This window comes from Saccharothrix hoggarensis (assembly GCF_052936025.1).
In genome coordinates this window covers 2,031,456-2,047,020 of sequence record NZ_CP193624.1, presented here as the reverse complement: position 1 = coordinate 2,047,020, position 15,565 = coordinate 2,031,456, and the positions used below count along the sequence as shown (strand labels likewise).

Below are 15,565 nucleotides of genomic sequence, written 5' to 3'. Positions count from 1 at the left end.
CAGCGCGCGGCGAAACGTTGCTAGCAGACGCCGTTCGACTCGCGCATGCCGGTGTTGGCGCCTGCCGTCCGCCCGACGATGGTCGGCACGCAGGCGGCCTGGTCGAGCGTGTAGCTGTAGGGGATGCCGACCGTGGTGGTGGACTTGACGTCCGGCCCGGCGGGCTTGTGCTCGCTGTCGGGCGCGGACCACGTGACGTTGTCGAAGATGTTGCCGCTGACCTGCCAGTAGCCGGCCATGTCGGTGTAGAAGGTCCCGAGGACGTCACGCGAGTTCTTGAAGTAGTTGTTGTCCACCTTGGCCTTCGCCCCGGCCCGGGAGTTGATGCCGGACTCGTTCAGGCTCACGTAGTAGTTGTTGTACATGTGGCCCACCCCGCCGCGCAGCAGGGGCGCCCGCGAGTCGATGTTCTCGTACAGGTTGTGGTGGAACGTGACGAACCCGTTCGAGAGGTCGCTCTCGCTGGACCCGATCAGCCCGCCGCGGCCCGAGTTGCGCAGGGTGCTGTAGGACAGGGTCACGTACTGGGTGTTGTTCTTCATGTCGAACAGGCCGTCGTAGCCCTCGGACTCCCCGCCCGACGCCAGCAGGTTGACGTGGTCGACCCAGACGTTGCGGACGTTGCTCTCCATCCCGATGGCGTCACCGCCGTTGGAGGTGGGAGAACCCGACTTCTTGACGTTCCGGACGGTCACGTTCCGGATGATGATGTTGCGGGACTCCCGGATGTGGATGCCCAGCTGGTCGAAGACCGCGCCGGCGCCGACGCCGATGATCGTGACGTTGCTGATCTGCTTGAGCTCGATCACACCGGAGGCGGTCGAGCAGCTGCCGCCCGACACCGCGCTGGTGTTGCCGTGGTTGATGGTGCCCTCGACCTCGATGATGATCGGGGTGGAGCTGCTCGCCCGGCTGCACAGCGCCTGGTGGATCTGCGTTCCCGTGGTGGCCCGGACCGTCCTCCCGCCCTGACCGCCGGTGGTCCCGCCGTTCTGCGACGCGAAGCCCGTCGCCGCGCCCGTGGGCGGCGGGTTCGACGTCGTGGTGGTCGAGGTCGTGGTCGACGTGGAGGTGGACGTTGACGTTGACGTGGAGGTGGACGTGGACGTCGAGGTCGTGGTCGAGGTGCCGGTCGGCTGTCCGGTGCAGGCGACGCCGTTGAGCGTGAAGGAGGTGGGCGCGGGGTTGGAGCCGGTCCAGGTGCCGTTGAAGCCCGGCGTCACCGACGCGCCCGTGGCCAGCGAGCCGTTCCAGGACGTGTTGCGCACCGTCACCGCGCTGCCGGACTGGGAGAACTCACCACCCCACAGCTGGGTCACCTTCTGACCGGCGCCGAACGACCACGCCAGCGTCCAGTTCGAGACCGGGTCACCCAGGTTGGTCACCGTGACGTTGGCGCCGAACCCGCCCTCCCACTGGCTCGTCACGGTGTAGTCGACCCGACACCCGACCGCCGCATTGGCATTGGCGCCGGTCGCCATCACCAAGCCCCCGGTCAAAGCCGCCACCGACGCGACCGCGGCAATACCGGCGATCCGGCTCCTCGTTCGTTCACCAATGCGCAGACTCATGCGTCGCCTCCTTGCGAACAGCACTCCTGGACAGCGGCCCTCAGTGACACCGGCCCCACTACCAGCGGGAACGCCAGCGATCTCCGGAAATCTGGGAACGCTCCCAGCGAGCATTGCGCAAGTGTGCGGGACAGGCAACAAAATTCACGGTGATGAACAAGCGGAGCGGTCTTGTTTACCGAGCCCGCCTTCACGCATGTGAACAAATAGACCGCGCCGGGAGAAACATTCGCATTCCTCCGAATCACGCGACGTTCGCCCGCCGCTCGGCCGCGGCGGGCGAAGTCGTCCGCGGAGGCCGTCGCCACCCGCCGGGCGCGCCTCCCGGCGCCCACGAGCCGGGGGCGCGGCGGTGGCCCGCCGTCCGGACTTCGGGCGGCGGGCCACCGCCACCGCTCAGGGGCGGACCACCGCCGGAACGCTGACCTGCACGGGCGTGCTGTGGCCGGGTCCGGTGTTGGCCACGTCGCGGTAGCCACCGTCCGCGAGTTGGCGCTGGTAGACGATCGTGAGCCGCACCGGGCGGTGGCCAGTGGTGGTGACGGTGACCTGATCACCCCGCACGACCGCGGTGCCCGCGCCCGCCGGGTGGAGCTCCGCGCGCAGGCGGTTCTGCGGGTTCGTCAAGGAGAACTCGGCTCCCCGAGCGCTCGTCACGTGGACCGTCGTGGTCGCGGAGCCGTCCGGGCGTGGGCGCAGCACCTGGTCGTCGGCCCGGATGCGCAGTGGCCCGACCCCCGGTGGCAGCGGCTCGTCGGACGTCGACGCGACGATGGACAGTTCCTCCCCGAGGTGCATGCGCGAGGTGTAGAGCGCTCGTGAGGAGGTGGTGGACGGACGCCCGTGGTGGACGTAGTAGAGCCGCGTGCCATCCGGTGAGCCGATGATGCTGCCGTGCCCCGTCGAGTACAGACCTCGGGCGGGGTCCTGGGACAGCACCGGGTTCGCGGACGCCTTGCGCCAGGGACCGAGCGGTCCGTCGGCCGTCGCGTAACCCACGCCGTAGAACTCGTTCTCGTAGTTGTTCGCCGAGTAGGTCAGGAAGTAGCGCGGAACGCCCCGCTCGTCGGTCGTCCTGACGGTGGTCGAGCCCTCGGCCCACCGGCGGTCCTTCTTCTCGCCGCCGGACTTGGCGTAGTCGTCGACGTGCGCGTTCTCCCACGCCTGCTTGTCGGAGCCGTAGTCCAGGATCGGGACGTAGCCGTCCTTGCGGACCCCGGGCGCGTCGTCCGGCGCCCGGTTGCGGTCGCGGTACGCGGGCGCGATCGTCGGCATGGTCCGGCCGGTGGGGTCGCGCCACCAGTCGCCGGTCAGCTCGACGGCGTAGATGTTCGACTCCTCGACGTACTTGCCGAGGTCGGCGTCCCACACCCAGTTCCGGTAGGCGTTGCGGGAGAAGTAGAGGTAGATCCGGCCGTCGGCGTCGAAGAAGACGTTGGGGTCGATGTAGGGGATGTAGGTGCCCAGCGGCGCGGTCCGGCCCACCTCCAGCGTCGCGGGCGGCTTCTTCTGCGCGGCGTCCATGATCAGGTTGACGTCGTGGTACGCCGGGTCGTACGGGTAGTAGTCCAGCGGCGCCTCGACGATGTCGCGGAACGGCCCGGCGGGCGAGGTCGCCACCGCGACGCCGACCTTGCACGGCTCCTCGAAGTCCGCGTGCTTGAAGTGCGCGGCCACGTCGCGGTTCATCCTGGCCGCGTAGAACAGGAAGTACAGGCCGGTGTCCGGGTTGTGGTAGACCTCGGGCGCCCAGAACCAGTCGTGCGCCCAGTCGCCGTCCTGCCCGGCCCGCAGCGCGCCGCCGGGCAGGTGCTCCCAGGTGGCGAGGTCGGGCGAGCGGTAGACGGCGAAGTGGTAGCCGGGGTCGGCGCCTTCCGTGGAGTAGGCGTAGTAGTAGCCGCTGGGGCGGTCGAACAGCACGAACGGGTCCGCGCCGGGGGTGGTGGCGTCGTTGTGGTAGGTCGCGTCGGTCGTCCGGGCCGGGTGGGCCGAGACCGTCACCGGCACGAGGGACACGACCGCGAACACGATGGCGAACAGGGCGGTGAGTCGCATCCCACCATGCTGCCGCCTCGCCTCGTCCCCGTGCGTGCGGACAACCCCTTCGGGTTCGGGATCGCACGGCCGTCCTCCGGCGCGCCACGGGGCACGCGGGCCGGTCGTCAGGGCACGCGGGCCGCGACGGCGGCGGCAAGCGGCTCCAGGCGGGCACGCATGTCGGCGGGCGTCCAGTCCGCGTTGCCGTTGGAGAGCCCGCAGTCGATGCGGACCTGGTGGAAGCCCTTCGTGAACACGAGGCTGAAGGAGGAGCGGCCGGCGCCGAACACGGCTCCGTCACCGACGCCGGGGACGTCCACCGCGCCCGCGATGTCCCGGCGGTCCTCCGCCATCGCCGCGCGCGCCGCGGCGGCGTCGACGTGCTGGGTGACCGTGACCTTGGGCGACATCGACCCGTCCAGGTAGGTGGTGCCCTCGGGAGCGGGCCGTTCGCGGTCGGGCGGGGCGGTGGTCCGCCTGCACGTCCTGGTGATCGAACCCGTCAACGCCGTGTGGTAGCCGCGGTCGACGTTGGTGGGGTCCACGGCGTAGTCGACCGCGTCCTGGAAGTCCGCGCCGGTGAAGACGGCGCAGGCGTCGGTCACCACCCGTCGACCGCCCTCGCGCAGCTCACCGAGGTCCGCGGCCGCGCTGGGGGCGTTGGCCACCCCCTTCACGACGCTGTCGACCAGCGCCGTGATCGTGGCCTCGGGAATGGGCGGCTTCTTGTTGCTCCAGACGAGGTTCAGCCGGAAGCGCGTGTTGCGGACCCAGCCGAACACCTCCACGCCGCCGTCCCCGTCCTGCACGGCGACGTTCTCGATCCCCGGCAACGACCGGCCCTGCTCGGCGGGCTTCGCCTCCACCGCACCGTCCACACCGTACTGCTCCAACTCCAACGACAGGCTGCGGAACACCGCCTCCTGGTAGTCGACCGGTCGGACGTCGCAGTGCGACCGGGCCGAGAAGGGCCACGTGGGCGGCGATGCCGGGTCGGCGGCCGGCAGGGGGTCGATGAACGACTCCTGCACCAGCAGGCCCTCGTCGCCGGCAGGGCCGATCCGGGAAGCGGTGCCCGACGGGTCGAGCAGGCCGCACGCGTTGACGTACCGGTACTTGCCGATGCAGTAGTCGCCCGAGCAACCGGCGTCCTCGGCCGCACCGCCGCCGGAGCGCTCCTCACGGCCGGCGGAGCGCTCGTCGCCGGCGAGGGCCAACCAACCCGTGACCCCGCCGGCCGCCAGCACCACGACCAGCGCGAGGACCCACCACACCGCCCGGCCCTTGCGCCGCGGCGGCGGGGGTGGGACCGGTCCGGCGTGCGCCGGTCCGGTCGGATGGGCGGGCCAGGCTTGCGGGCCGTGCCCCGGCCCCTGCGGGTACGGCGGCGGTGACGACACGTGCGGCATCAGACCCACACCCGTTCCCCTGGGGAAGCGACGTTCCCGTTCGACGAAGTCCGGCGCTTCGACGGCACGGACCGGTTCCCGGTTCCACCCCGACGACGGCACTGTCCCGACGGACCGCCGTTCGCCCTGCCGGTCGAACGTCGCGAAGGACACCATGACCATCACGGCGACGAGCGCGGCCATCGGGCAACTCCACCACGCACTCAGCCAAGCCGATCGCCGTAGGTGTGAAATCGGTCCGGATTGGGCAACCCGGTGTCAGTAGCGATCACGCCGCGTCGCAGAAGTCGGTGTGGCACGAGGACAAGGAATCACCGTGGGCATCCTGGGTTGGATCGTTCTGGGTCTCATCGCCGGCGCCATCGCCAAGGCCGTCATGCCCGGCAAGGACCCCGGCGGCATCGTCATCACCATGCTGCTCGGCATCGTCGGCGCCATCATCGGCGGATTCATCGGCCGCGCCATCTTCGGCTCCGACATCGGCAGCTTCTTCGACCTGAGCACCTGGCTGCTGGCCATCCTCGGCTCGCTCATCGTGCTCGGCATCTACCACGTCGTCACCAAGCGGGGCCACCGCGCCCACAGCTGACACGACACCGAACGCTCGGGCCCGCCGGTTATCACCGGCGGGCCCGACCCGTGTCCGGCGCCGCACAACCAGCAGGTCGAAGCCGAGTCGTGCGACACCGGCTCCGGAGTCACCGCGGAGTCGTCCGACGGCGGAACCGCGGTCACCTTCTCCGGCTCCGGCAGCCACATCGCGTTCCACAACGTGGACTTCGGCGTGACGGGACTGCGGACCATCTACATCACCGCCACCGCGCCCCTCCGGATCAACCACTTCACCTTCGCGTCCTGATCCGGGCACACCACTGACCGCTCGTCCCGCGAGCGACCATCCACATCGGACGCGCCTGCCGAAGCGCTCCACCTGCCGCCGTCCGCTCGATCCGGTTGCTGGTGGCGCCTCGGCGCGGGGCGAACCCGCGGCACCGGGTCCCGTCAGTCGGCGAGGGTGGCGATGTCGATGACGAACCGGTACCGGACGTCCGAGTCGAGGACGCGTTGCCACGCATCGTTGACCTCATCGGCGCGGATGACCTCGACCTCGGGGGCGATGCCGTGCTCGGCGCAGAAGTCGAGCATCTCCTGGGTCTCGGCGATACCGCCGATCGTCGACCCGGCGAACGAGCGGCGGTTCGCGAAGAGCGTGAACAGGGTCACCGGGACCGGCTCCGGCGGCGCGCCCACGTTCACGATCGTGCCGTCGAGGGCGAGCAGCCTCAGGTAGCCGTCGAGGTCGATCGGGGCGCTGACCGTGTTGACGATCAGGTCGAAGGTGTTCGCCAGCCGCTCGAAGGTCGCCGGGTCGCTGGTCGCGTGGTAGTGGTCGGCGCCGAACCGCAGCCCGTCCTCGCGCTTGCGCGAGCTCTGCGACAGCACGGTCACCTCGGCCCCCATCGCGTGGGCCAGCTTGACCGCCATGTGGCCGAGCCCTCCCAGGCCGACGACGGCGACCTTCTTGCCGGGCCCGGCGTTCCAGTGCCGCAGCGGCGAGTACGTCGTGATGCCCGCGCACAGCAGCGGGGCGGCCTTCTCGAACGGGATGGCGTCCGGGAGGCGCAGCACGAAGTGCTCGTCGACGACGATGTGGGACGAGTAGCCGCCCTGGGTGACACGACCCTCCCGGTCCACACCGTTGTAGGTGTCGGTGAAGCCCCGCAGGCAGTACTGCTCGTTGCCCGACAAGCAGTTCGGGCACTCGCGGCAGGAGTCCACCATGCAGCCCACGCCGACCCGGTCGCCGACCGCGTGCGCGGTGACCTCAGACCCGACCTCGACCACGGTCCCGGCGATCTCGTGCCCGACGGTGAGCGGGTAGGACACCGGGCCCCAGTCGCCCCGAACGGTGTGGATGTCGGAATGGCAGATGCCGGCCCAGGCGATCGCGATGAGCACGTCCTTCGGGCCCACAGCACGCCGTTCGACCACACCCGGAACGAGCGGGCCCTTGGCGGAGGTCGCGGTGTACGCACGCGCGGAAGTCATCAACGTCTCTCGCATGGGGAATCGGGGAACAGAGCGACGCCCCGCATCTTATCGTCGCGGAGGACCGGAACGACCTTCCTCCGAACCTGGGGTTGCTCCACCCCGTTCCACCGGCGTGCGGTTGACGTGCTCCTCGTCGAGCATCAGCCACTTGTAGACCGGTTTCCAGGCGACGTACAGCGGTGCCGACGCGGTGCCGACCGACTTCGCTTTCAACGGTCATCCGGGTCCAGGACGGCACGATCGAGACGTTCTTCCGCCTCGACCCGGCCGGCTATCCTGACCCGATGAAGTACTTCACCGACGACCTGCCCCGGCCGCCGCACCCGTGAGCGACCCGAAGCGGTTCGTCGACCGCGTCCGCGAGCTGGCCGGGGCCACCCCAGGCCGGCTCGTGGCCGAATGGCGCGAGTTCACCGGATTGGTGGAGGACGGTTACACCTTCGGCATAGACGAGTACGAACACGACCTGCGCGTGCGCGACCGGGTCGAACGCGTGCTCACCGATCCGTGTCTGGCCGGCATGGAGGAACTGGGCTGGGTGAAGGCCGAGGTGTCCGAGACCGACACCCGGTTCCGGGCACTGCTGACCGAGGACCCGGTCAACCGCGCGCCGGGCCTGTCGTGGTGGTGGTCGAGGTACCCGAGGCGGGCCGGGGAAGACCTCGCGCGCGACATCGAGGCGTTGTACGGCCTCCGGATCGAGATCGCCTGAGCCGACCCGCGTCGGATGCCGGGACGCCACGGCGCGACAAGCCGGGCGTCCCCGCATCTGCGGGCCGGTCGCGAGTCGTCCTGGCATCATGCTGGGGACACACAAGGGCTGAGCGGGGCCGGTGGTCACCGGATCGCCCAGCGGCACGAGGACGCCGTACTCCGTCGGCAGCGTGCAGGTCAGGTCCGCTACGAGCCTGCGGATCGCTCTGGTTCGCCGCGGCCACCTTGCGGAGTGCCCTGGGCGTGCCGACGGTCCGCATCTCCGGTGTCGCGCTGCATTGGCTGGGCCGGGCGGTGCGGTGGTCGCGCGAACCGGGGATCGACCCGTTCCTGCACACGGGCGCCGGCGACACACAGATCGTGAACGAACTGGGCTGACTCACGACCAACACGGTTCAACCGGAGTCCAGCAGGCGAAGTTTATAGTTCGTGACGTCGCGCCGCTTCTTGAATACTACGATCTCCTTCCCGATCGATTGCGCATACCCAATCACAGCTTTCTGCCGCCTGGACAGGTGGACAAAAATATAAGGAATGAAGAACTTCAAATCGAGATCGCTCCGCCGCGCACCGAGACGTTTCTCCGCACCCGCACGCAGACGCACCCACCTCATCACGTGACGCATCAAGCTCAACATTGGCGCACAGCGGAAAACGAAGACCACCTGTGATCGATTGATACGCCCCACGGGGTCCTTGCCGAAAGAATTTCCATCAATAATCCAGCTATCTCGGCTCGCATACTCCGCGAGTCGCATACGGATCTCTTCCGGATGACGCCTGCCAATGTCCTCGACAACCAGGTCGACGTGAAAGACCTGCACGCCGGTAATGGCCCCCAACTCCAGCGCGAATCGACTCTTCCCGCTGGCCGGAGGACCGAGCACCACCGCCCTCATCGCACACCTCCGGGTTTCCATGTCGATACGAATCTCGACTGAACATTGCGGATTCACACCTGCCGGACATCAACGGCATCGGCCGAGCGTGCTGCGATCGGCACAGACAATCAGGGCCACATCAGCGGGATCGCAGTCCACAGTGCCCATCCGATGAGCACGGCCCAAGCAGCGATCCACACTACGCCGGGGATTCCGGTGATGTCCGCCAAGCCGTCAGCGTCGTCGTCGTCAATTCGACCTCGAACACGTCGCATCACCAGTACCCAGATTCCGATGACTTCACTGAAGAGCAGGATCCAGGTCTCGGTATAGGCAATCCAGTGCTGCAACCACTCGATTTTTGAGTACAGCGCCAATGCGGCGACCGCGCCCACCGCCACGACGCCGGCCAGCGTGATCAGGTCTCTGGTCACGACGAGGATCAGGATCATGGCCGCGATCGTGAGCACCAACAGCATCGGCGCGTGCCCCCTGGACAGGAGCGAGGCAGCTCCGAGCCCGGCAAGCGGAGGGGTCGCATAGCCGGCGGCCGATATGACGAAGGCGGAGAAGCGCGAGTAGTGCCAGGTGTACGCGATGCCCGAGTGCGGAGTGTGCACCTGGATGAGGTGGACGCCGCCGCCGGTCACAACACCGCCGGCCGCGTGGCCGAACTCGTGGGCGATGGTGCCTACGACGTTGAACGCGAATGCGACCCGACGTGGCCAGGTGACTCGTGGCAGAACCGCAGCCGCGCTGACCAACAGCGCGATCACGCCGGTAGTCAGCGGTATCCACCACTGAGGTAACGCAGTCGGGACGGTTACCCACCACACGTCATCGTCGGACATGGACTCCCCCGCCCCTCGGCACCTCTACCAGAGCTTCTATCCAGAGGCGGAGAGCTGGTCAATCGCCAGAACGTGGGGCGTTCGCGTGCGAACCCACCGATCCGCCGGCCAACGTGGTCAGCGGCTCGACTCGCTGCCCGTCGGGGGGCGAACTCTCGAGCCCGTAACCCGCTCATGGGCCTCGGCGACCGGGCAGACGACTTCCGGTCCCTCATCCGCGGCCGAGCCGGCCATCTCTACCGGCTCCACGAGCGAGGCGCGTCGCTCAGCTTCCGAGACCTTGGAGGTTGAGGAGGAGGTCGCGGACGTCGGTGGCGGCGATCCGGCCGGTGCGTTCGACGGTGTCGGGTGGGTGGGGGTCGGAGCACAGCAGCACCGGGCCGTCCTGGGCGCGGTCGGGCAGCCGGCCGTGGGTGCCGCGCACGCAGGACGGGTCGAGCGGGACGACGTTCATGGCGTAGCGCAGGCCGAGTTTCTTGCGTGCCAGGTTGAGTCCCGCCTTGGCCTTGGCGAGCCGGTCGGCGGGGTCGAAGAAGAGTTCGGCGGGGTCGTAGCCGGGTTTGCGGTGGATGTCCACGCCGCGGGCGAAGTCGGGTGCGTGGTCGTCGTGCAGCCAGTAGTAGTAGGTGAACCAGGCGTCGGGCTCGGCGACGGCGATCAGCTCGCCGGAGCGTTGGTGGTCGAGGCCGACGCCTGCCTGCGCCGCGCGGTCCAGCACGAGGTCCACGCCCGGCAGTTCCGCGAGGACGGCCCTGGTGCGGGGGAGGTCGGCCGGGTCGGCGACGTAGACGTGGGCGATCTGGTGGTCGGCCACCGCGAACGCCCGCGACGTCCACGGGTCGAGCAGTTCCCCGCCGGCCTGCGTGTAGACCTCCAGCAGCCCGGCCCGGCGCAACGCGCGGTTGACGTCGACCGGCCGGCGCGCGGCCGTGATCCCGTACTCCGACAGGGCGACGACCGTGGCGCCGGCCGTCTCCGCGTCGGTGAGCAGCGGCGCGAGGGCGGCGTCCACCTCGGCTGCGGCCCGCGCGGCTTGTGGCGCGGTCGGGCCGAACCGTTGCAGGTCGTAGTCCAGGTGCGGCACGTAGACCAGCAGCAGGTCGGGTCGCTCGGACGCCAGCACGCGGCGGGCCGCGCCGACGATCCACTCGCTGGAGCGCAGCGCGGCCGTGGGTCCCCAGTACTGGAACAGCGGGAACTCGCCCAGTTCGGCGACCAGCTCGTCGTGCAGCGCCGGTGGGCGGACGTAGGCGTCGGGTGATTTGCGGCCGTCGGCGTGGTAGATCGGGCGCGGGGTGACGGTGACGTCGGTGGAGGCGCCCATGGCGTACCACCAGCAGATGTTCGCGGCGGTGTAGCCGGGGTGGGCGCGGCGGGCGGTCTCCCACAGCTTCTCGCCGTGCACGAGTCGGTTGTGCTGCCGCCACAGGTGGACCTCGCCGAGGTCGCGGAAGTACCAGCCGTTGCCGACGATGCCGTGCTGGGCCGGGGTGAGCCCGGTGAGCAGGGTGGACTGCACACTGCACGTCACGGCGGGCAGCACGGTGCCCAGTTCGGCCTGCCACCCCCGGCGACCCAGGCGGGTGAGGTTCGGCATGTGCGGGAGCAGCGCCGGCGTCAGGCCCACGACGTCGATCACGACCAGCGGTTTCACGCCACGACTCCGTTCACCAGGTGGTCGGCCGGGTAGTGGTCCGGCTGCTCCACGACGCCGGGCAGGTCGTCGGCCGCGTGCACGTTGGTGCAGTACGCCGGGATCACGACCCACCGCGCAGGATCGAGTTGCCCGCGAACGTGCCGTGCACTTCGGCGTCGTCCATCTCCAGGCGCCCGCTCTGCCCGTAGAACGCGATGGGGTTGAGCCAGAGCACCTTGTCCACATCGGACTGGTCGAAGCCGGCGGCGAGCATGGCACGTCCGGTGCGCTGGGTCTTGAGCGGATCGGACCGGCCCCAGTCCGCCGCGGAGTTCACCAGCACGCGGTCGGTGCCGTACTCGCGCAGGATCGCCACCATGCGGCGCTCGTCCATCTTGGTGTCCGGGTAGATGGAGAAGCCCATCCAGCACCCCGAATCGGCCACGGCACTCACCGTCGTCTCGTTCAGGTGGTCGATGACCACCCGCTCGGGCGACAAGCCGGATTCCCGGATCACGTCCAGCGTCCGCCGCGTCCCGGTGAGCTTGTCCCGGTGGGGGGTGTGCACCAGGGCGGGCAACCCGTAGCGCACGGCCAGTTCCAGCTGCCGCGCGAACGCCTCGTCCTCCTCCGGCGTCATCGAGTCGTACCCGACCTCGCCGACCGCGACCACGCCGTCCTTGGCCAGGTAGCGCGGCAGCACGTCGAGGACGCCGGCGCAGCGCGGATCGTTGGCCTCCTTGGGGTTCAACGCCATCGCGCAGTAGTGGCGGATGCCGAACTGCGCCGCGCGGAACCTCTCCCAGCCGATCAGCGAGTCGAAGTAGTCGGTGAACGACCCGACGTTCGTGCGCGGTTGACCCAACCAGAACGCGGGCTCGACCACCGCCCGCACACCGGCCGCGTACATCTCCTCGTAGTCGTCAGTGGTGCGGGACGTCATGTGGATGTGCGGGTCGAAGATGCGCATCAGGGTTCGCTCCTCAGCAAGTCGAGCGCGTCATCGGGCACGGCACGCCCCGCGGCACGGCGTTCGTCGGCGAACGCGCCGACCATTCGTCGCAACTCCTCGTCGACGCGCCGGTCGAGCCCCGCCACGACGGTCAGCGGGACACCCGTGAACAGGCACTTGAGCACGCCGTGCCGCCAGGCGTGGGCGTCGAGGTGTTCGGCGGCGAACGGTCCGAGTGCCGCCGCCACGAGCCTGGTGTCGTTGGTGCGCAACGCGTCCTTGACCAGCTCGACCCCGGCCGCCGGCACCTCGTCCCCGACCGAGGCGAGCGCGCGCAGCACGCCACGTCGTTCCGCGTCGTCACCGAAGCGGTACAGCTCGACCAGCACAGTGGCCAACTCCTCCGGCCCGGTCGCCGACGCGTAGGCGGCCACCAGCCTGGCGCGGGCCAGGTCGTCGGCGGTCCCGTGGACCACGCCCAGCGGATCGGTCGCGGCGCGCAGCGGCGTGCGGCCCACCATTCGCCCCGCCACGGGGAAGAACGCCCGGATCGCGCCCGGTTCGGAACGCACGGTCCGCTCCGCCTCGACGAGCCACGGGTGGCCCGCCACCGGTTGTGGCATTGCCGCGCGCAGCGCGCTCATGGCCTCGCGGGCCACCTCCGGCGCGGCGTGACTGTGCCGGGGTAGCTCCACCGCGGCGATCCCCCGATACCCGATCTCCTCCAGCGCGACGAGGGTGGCCGGCAGGTCCAACGCGCCCTCACCGAACTCCAGGTGCTCGTGCAGGCCGGGCACCATGTCGTCCAGCTGCACGTTGACCAGCAGGTCCCCGGCGCGGTGGATGCACGCCGCGGCCGTGTCGCGCTCCACGGCGACGCAGTGGCCGACGTCGAGCGTGACGCCCAAGGGCTCCGGCGAGCCGAGGTCGGTGCGCAGCCGCAGCGCGTCGTCGAGGCGTTCGACGAGGTGCCCGGGCTCCGGCTCCAGGCCGAGGCGGACCCCGAACCGGGCCGCGCCGTCGAGCACTTCGGCCACCCCCGATCGGAGCCTCGCCCACGCCTGGTCGGGGTCGGTGTCCGCGGGCACGACACCGGACCAGAACGACACGCAGTCGGCGCCGAGCGCGGCGGCGATCTCCGCGGCCCGCACCAGGAAGTCCGCCCTGACCTCCCACTCGCGGTCGACCAGGGTGGGGTGGTGCTTGCGGTGCGGGTCGAGCAGGTACCGCGCACCGGTCTCGACCACCACCCGCAGTCCCAGGGCCGACAACCGTGCCGCCACGCGGTCGGTGCGCCGGGCGAGGCCGGGGGCGAACGGGTCGAGGTGGTGGTGGTCGAGGGTCAGCGCCACGGCGGTGTAGCCGAGGTCGGCGATCACCGCGAGCGCGTCGTCCAGCCGGTGGTTGGCGAAGCCGTTCGTGCCGTACCCCAGCTCGAAGGTCATGCGGGCGTCACCTTCCTGCTCAGCGCGCGGACGAGGGGGAGGACGAGTGCGAGGCCGGCCGCGACGGCCGTTGACCCGGCTCCTGCCACCAGGGCGCACTGCAACGGCACCATGCCGTGGACGCCCGCTTTCGTGGCGGACCGGACCGTGCCCGCGCCGGGGTCTCGCACCACTCGGAGTTGGGCTCGCCCGACCGTCGTGGCGTAGGCGACCGCCCCGGCGAGGGCGCCGGTCCGGTGCCGCCGGGTCCGCGTCGGGAGGGCGACCGGCGTCGCCGCGGTCACCGCGGTGGCGCCGAGGACCGCGCGCGCGACGGCGGGTGACGCACCGCGGACCTCGCCGTGCGCGAGCACCGTCACGCCCAGCGTGTGAGCGGCCATGACGGCTGCCCCGGGCAGTGCGGCCGCGGCGCGTCCGCGTCCCGAGCCCAGGAGCACGTCGAGTGCGCGGCACGCGGCCATCGCCAGAGGCCCGGCCTTGGTGTCCTTGAGGACCGTGTCGTAGGACCACACCGCCGCCGTGAGCGGCACCGCGACGGCCAAGGCGTCCCGTCCGCCCGCCACCGCGGCGAGCCCGAGCCCGGCCGCGCTGAGGGCGACGGCGGTTCCCAGCGCGGCGCGGGGGCTCACCCGGCCGGACGGGATCGGGCGCTCCGGGCGCTCGACGGCGTCCAACGCGCGGTCGGCCCAGTCGTTGAGCGCCATGCCGGACCAGTACAGCGCCACCGACGACAACGGCAGCAGCAAACGCCTGCCCCGCAGCGGCACACCGGCCGCCGCCGCGCCGACGAGCGTGTCACCGAGCACGGTCAGCGCGGCGGGCGCACGGACGAGTTCCGCGTAGGCCCTCACCCCAGCTCCCGCGCCCAGCGGTGCAGGTCACGGGTCTGTTCGGCGAACCGGTGCTCGTCGCTGCCGAGCGGGTCCTTGAAGAAGAACGCGAGCGCGCCTTGCGCGCCGACCCGGCCGGCGGCGTGCGCGGCGGCCACCAGCCGGGCCAGGTCGAGCACGAGCGGGGCGGCCAGGGCGGAGTCCAGGCCGGTCCACGTGAGTTGCAGGGACATCCGCGCGCCGAGGAACCCCTCGAACGACACGTGGTCCCACGCCGTCTTCCACTCGCCCAGGTCGGGGACGTTGTCGATGTGCAGCGGCGCGGTGACGTCGTCACCGAGCAGCGCGGCCAGACCCCGCGCCTTCGACACCAGCTTGCTGTCCGCGTGCGCCGGGTCCTCCAACGTCGCGCCGTCACCGCCGCCCAGCAGGTTCGTGCCCGACCACGACAGGACCCGCAGTCCCCGCGCCACGAACATCGGCGCGAGCACCGTGCGCAGCAACGTCTCCCCCGTCTTGCCGTCCCGGCCCGCGTAGGGCAGACCCATCCGGTGGGCGAGCTGGTCCAAGGCGGGAAGCACCACACCGGTGGACGGGGTGAAGTCCACGAACGGACACCCGGCGCTCAGCGCCGCGTACGCGGCCACCGAGCTGGGCGGCAGCACGATCCGGGCGGGATCGCGCAGCGCCTGCTCCAGCGCGTCGAGGTCGTCGTGCTCGGGCAGGGCCCGCACCGGTGGTTCCGTGGAGGCGACGTTGACCACCACGACCCGCGCCAGGTCGTGCCGGTCCCGGAAGTCGGTGATGTCGGCCGCCAACCGCTCGATCGCCTCGGCCTGGCTGCCCCGGTGCGTGAGCGGGTCGTAGCCCGGCCGGACCTCCGCGTCCACGGCGTTCAGCCCGTCCGCGATCGCCGACGGCAGGTGGTGCGGCAGCACGCCCGATCCGGCCAGTGCCTCGGCCCGCTTGACCAGCGGCGTGTCCACCACGTCGTGCCCACCGACGACCAGCGAGTCCCACGGCGGCAGGTCCGCTTCGAGCAGTTCGGTGACGCAGCCGACCGGCGGTGCGAGCCCTTCGCGCACCGCCACCAAACCGCTGATCGCCGTGGTGGCGACCGAGCCACGCGCGCCGATCAACCACAGCCCGGTCCTTCGTCGCACCACGGCGTCTCCTCTTCTGGTCGA

14 protein-coding genes are annotated in these 15,565 nt (G+C 70.5%); 3 read left to right on the top strand and 11 right to left on the bottom strand.

Annotated features, from left to right (window positions below; genetic code table 11):
- Positions 1-20: 20 nt before the first annotated feature.
- The 3 genes from ACRAKH_RS09935 to ACRAKH_RS09925 all read right to left on the bottom strand — a co-directional run bounded on the left by ACRAKH_RS09935 (position 21) and on the right by ACRAKH_RS09925 (position 5,200).
- Positions 21-1,481 (bottom strand): cellulose binding domain-containing protein, encoded by a 1,461-nt coding sequence (locus tag ACRAKH_RS09935; RefSeq protein ID WP_447009960.1) that lies wholly within the window; start codon positions 1,479-1,481, stop codon positions 21-23.
- A 486-nt stretch (positions 1,482-1,967) separates the two neighbouring features.
- Entirely contained in the window at positions 1,968-3,626 is a 1,659-nt protein-coding gene (locus ACRAKH_RS09930; RefSeq protein ID WP_380729100.1) for a family 43 glycosylhydrolase, read from the bottom strand.
- Positions 3,627-3,733: 107 nt separating this feature from the next.
- A complete protein-coding gene (locus ACRAKH_RS09925) occupies positions 3,734-5,200 on the bottom strand; it encodes a hypothetical protein (protein ID WP_447009757.1) in 1,467 nt (488 codons plus the stop codon).
- A gap of 133 nt (positions 5,201-5,333) precedes the next feature.
- Between ACRAKH_RS09925 and ACRAKH_RS09920 the strand changes: the two genes are divergently transcribed.
- Positions 5,334-5,606: a GlsB/YeaQ/YmgE family stress response membrane protein gene (locus tag ACRAKH_RS09920; protein ID WP_380729104.1), complete on the top strand. Its 273-nt coding sequence runs from the start codon at positions 5,334-5,336 to the stop codon at positions 5,604-5,606.
- A 413-nt stretch (positions 5,607-6,019) separates the two neighbouring features.
- Here ACRAKH_RS09920 and ACRAKH_RS09915 read toward each other — a convergent pair whose 3' ends face one another.
- Positions 6,020-7,069, bottom strand: coding sequence for an NAD(P)-dependent alcohol dehydrogenase (locus ACRAKH_RS09915; RefSeq protein WP_380729113.1), 1,050 nt, complete (start codon positions 7,067-7,069; stop codon positions 6,020-6,022).
- 325 nt (positions 7,070-7,394) lie between these two features.
- On the opposite strand from ACRAKH_RS09915, the gene ACRAKH_RS09910 reads away from it, so the two are divergent.
- A complete protein-coding gene (locus ACRAKH_RS09910; RefSeq protein WP_380729106.1) occupies positions 7,395-7,781 on the top strand; it encodes a hypothetical protein in 387 nt (128 codons plus the stop codon).
- A gap of 245 nt (positions 7,782-8,026) precedes the next feature.
- Complete coding sequence (locus ACRAKH_RS09905; protein WP_380729108.1) at positions 8,027-8,161, top strand: hypothetical protein; 135 nt, start codon at positions 8,027-8,029, stop codon at positions 8,159-8,161.
- 17 nt (positions 8,162-8,178) lie between these two features.
- Here the strand turns inward: ACRAKH_RS09905 and ACRAKH_RS09900 are convergent, their stop codons facing one another.
- The 7 genes from ACRAKH_RS09900 to ACRAKH_RS09870 all read right to left on the bottom strand — a co-directional run bounded on the left by ACRAKH_RS09900 (position 8,179) and on the right by ACRAKH_RS09870 (position 15,544).
- Positions 8,179-8,682: a hypothetical protein gene (locus ACRAKH_RS09900; protein WP_380729110.1), complete on the bottom strand. Its 504-nt coding sequence runs from the start codon at positions 8,680-8,682 to the stop codon at positions 8,179-8,181.
- A gap of 110 nt (positions 8,683-8,792) precedes the next feature.
- The gene (locus ACRAKH_RS09895; protein ID WP_380729112.1) at positions 8,793-9,515 is read right to left on the bottom strand and encodes a M50 family metallopeptidase; all 723 of its coding nucleotides are present in this window, start codon (positions 9,513-9,515) and stop codon (positions 8,793-8,795) included.
- Positions 9,516-9,780: 265 nt separating this feature from the next.
- Positions 9,781-11,169 (bottom strand): alkaline phosphatase family protein, encoded by a 1,389-nt coding sequence (locus tag ACRAKH_RS09890; RefSeq protein WP_447009756.1) that lies wholly within the window; start codon positions 11,167-11,169, stop codon positions 9,781-9,783.
- A 103-nt stretch (positions 11,170-11,272) separates the two neighbouring features.
- Positions 11,273-12,121, bottom strand: coding sequence for a TatD family hydrolase (locus ACRAKH_RS09885; protein WP_447009755.1), 849 nt, complete (start codon positions 12,119-12,121; stop codon positions 11,273-11,275).
- A complete protein-coding gene (locus ACRAKH_RS09880) occupies positions 12,121-13,548 on the bottom strand; it encodes an EboA domain-containing protein (RefSeq protein ID WP_447009754.1) in 1,428 nt (475 codons plus the stop codon). The genes ACRAKH_RS09885 and ACRAKH_RS09880 overlap by 1 nt, the downstream gene beginning before the upstream one ends.
- The gene (locus ACRAKH_RS09875; RefSeq protein ID WP_447009753.1) at positions 13,545-14,399 is read right to left on the bottom strand and encodes an SCO3242 family prenyltransferase; all 855 of its coding nucleotides are present in this window, start codon (positions 14,397-14,399) and stop codon (positions 13,545-13,547) included. The genes ACRAKH_RS09880 and ACRAKH_RS09875 overlap by 4 nt, the downstream gene beginning before the upstream one ends.
- A complete protein-coding gene (locus ACRAKH_RS09870; RefSeq protein ID WP_380721241.1) occupies positions 14,396-15,544 on the bottom strand; it encodes an inositol-3-phosphate synthase in 1,149 nt (382 codons plus the stop codon). Before ACRAKH_RS09870 ends, ACRAKH_RS09875 begins: the two co-directional genes overlap by 4 nt.
- Positions 15,545-15,565 lie beyond the last annotated feature (21 nt).

Coding starts and splice junctions, on each gene's coding strand:
- ACRAKH_RS09900 (WP_380729110.1), bottom strand. CDS start 8,682: ATGAGGGCGGTGGTGCTCGGTCCTCCGGCCAGCGGGAAGAGTCGATTC.
- ACRAKH_RS09935 (WP_447009960.1), bottom strand. CDS start 1,481: ATGGCGACCGGCGCCAATGCCAATGCGGCGGTCGGGTGTCGGGTCGAC.
- ACRAKH_RS09895 (WP_380729112.1), bottom strand. CDS start 9,515: ATGTCCGACGATGACGTGTGGTGGGTAACCGTCCCGACTGCGTTACCT.
- ACRAKH_RS09880 (WP_447009754.1), bottom strand. CDS start 13,548: ATGACCTTCGAGCTGGGGTACGGCACGAACGGCTTCGCCAACCACCGG.
- ACRAKH_RS09885 (WP_447009755.1), bottom strand. CDS start 12,121: ATGCGCATCTTCGACCCGCACATCCACATGACGTCCCGCACCACTGAC.
- ACRAKH_RS09930 (WP_380729100.1), bottom strand. CDS start 3,626: ATGCGACTCACCGCCCTGTTCGCCATCGTGTTCGCGGTCGTGTCCCTC.
- ACRAKH_RS09925 (WP_447009757.1), bottom strand. CDS start 5,200: ATGGCCGCGCTCGTCGCCGTGATGGTCATGGTGTCCTTCGCGACGTTC.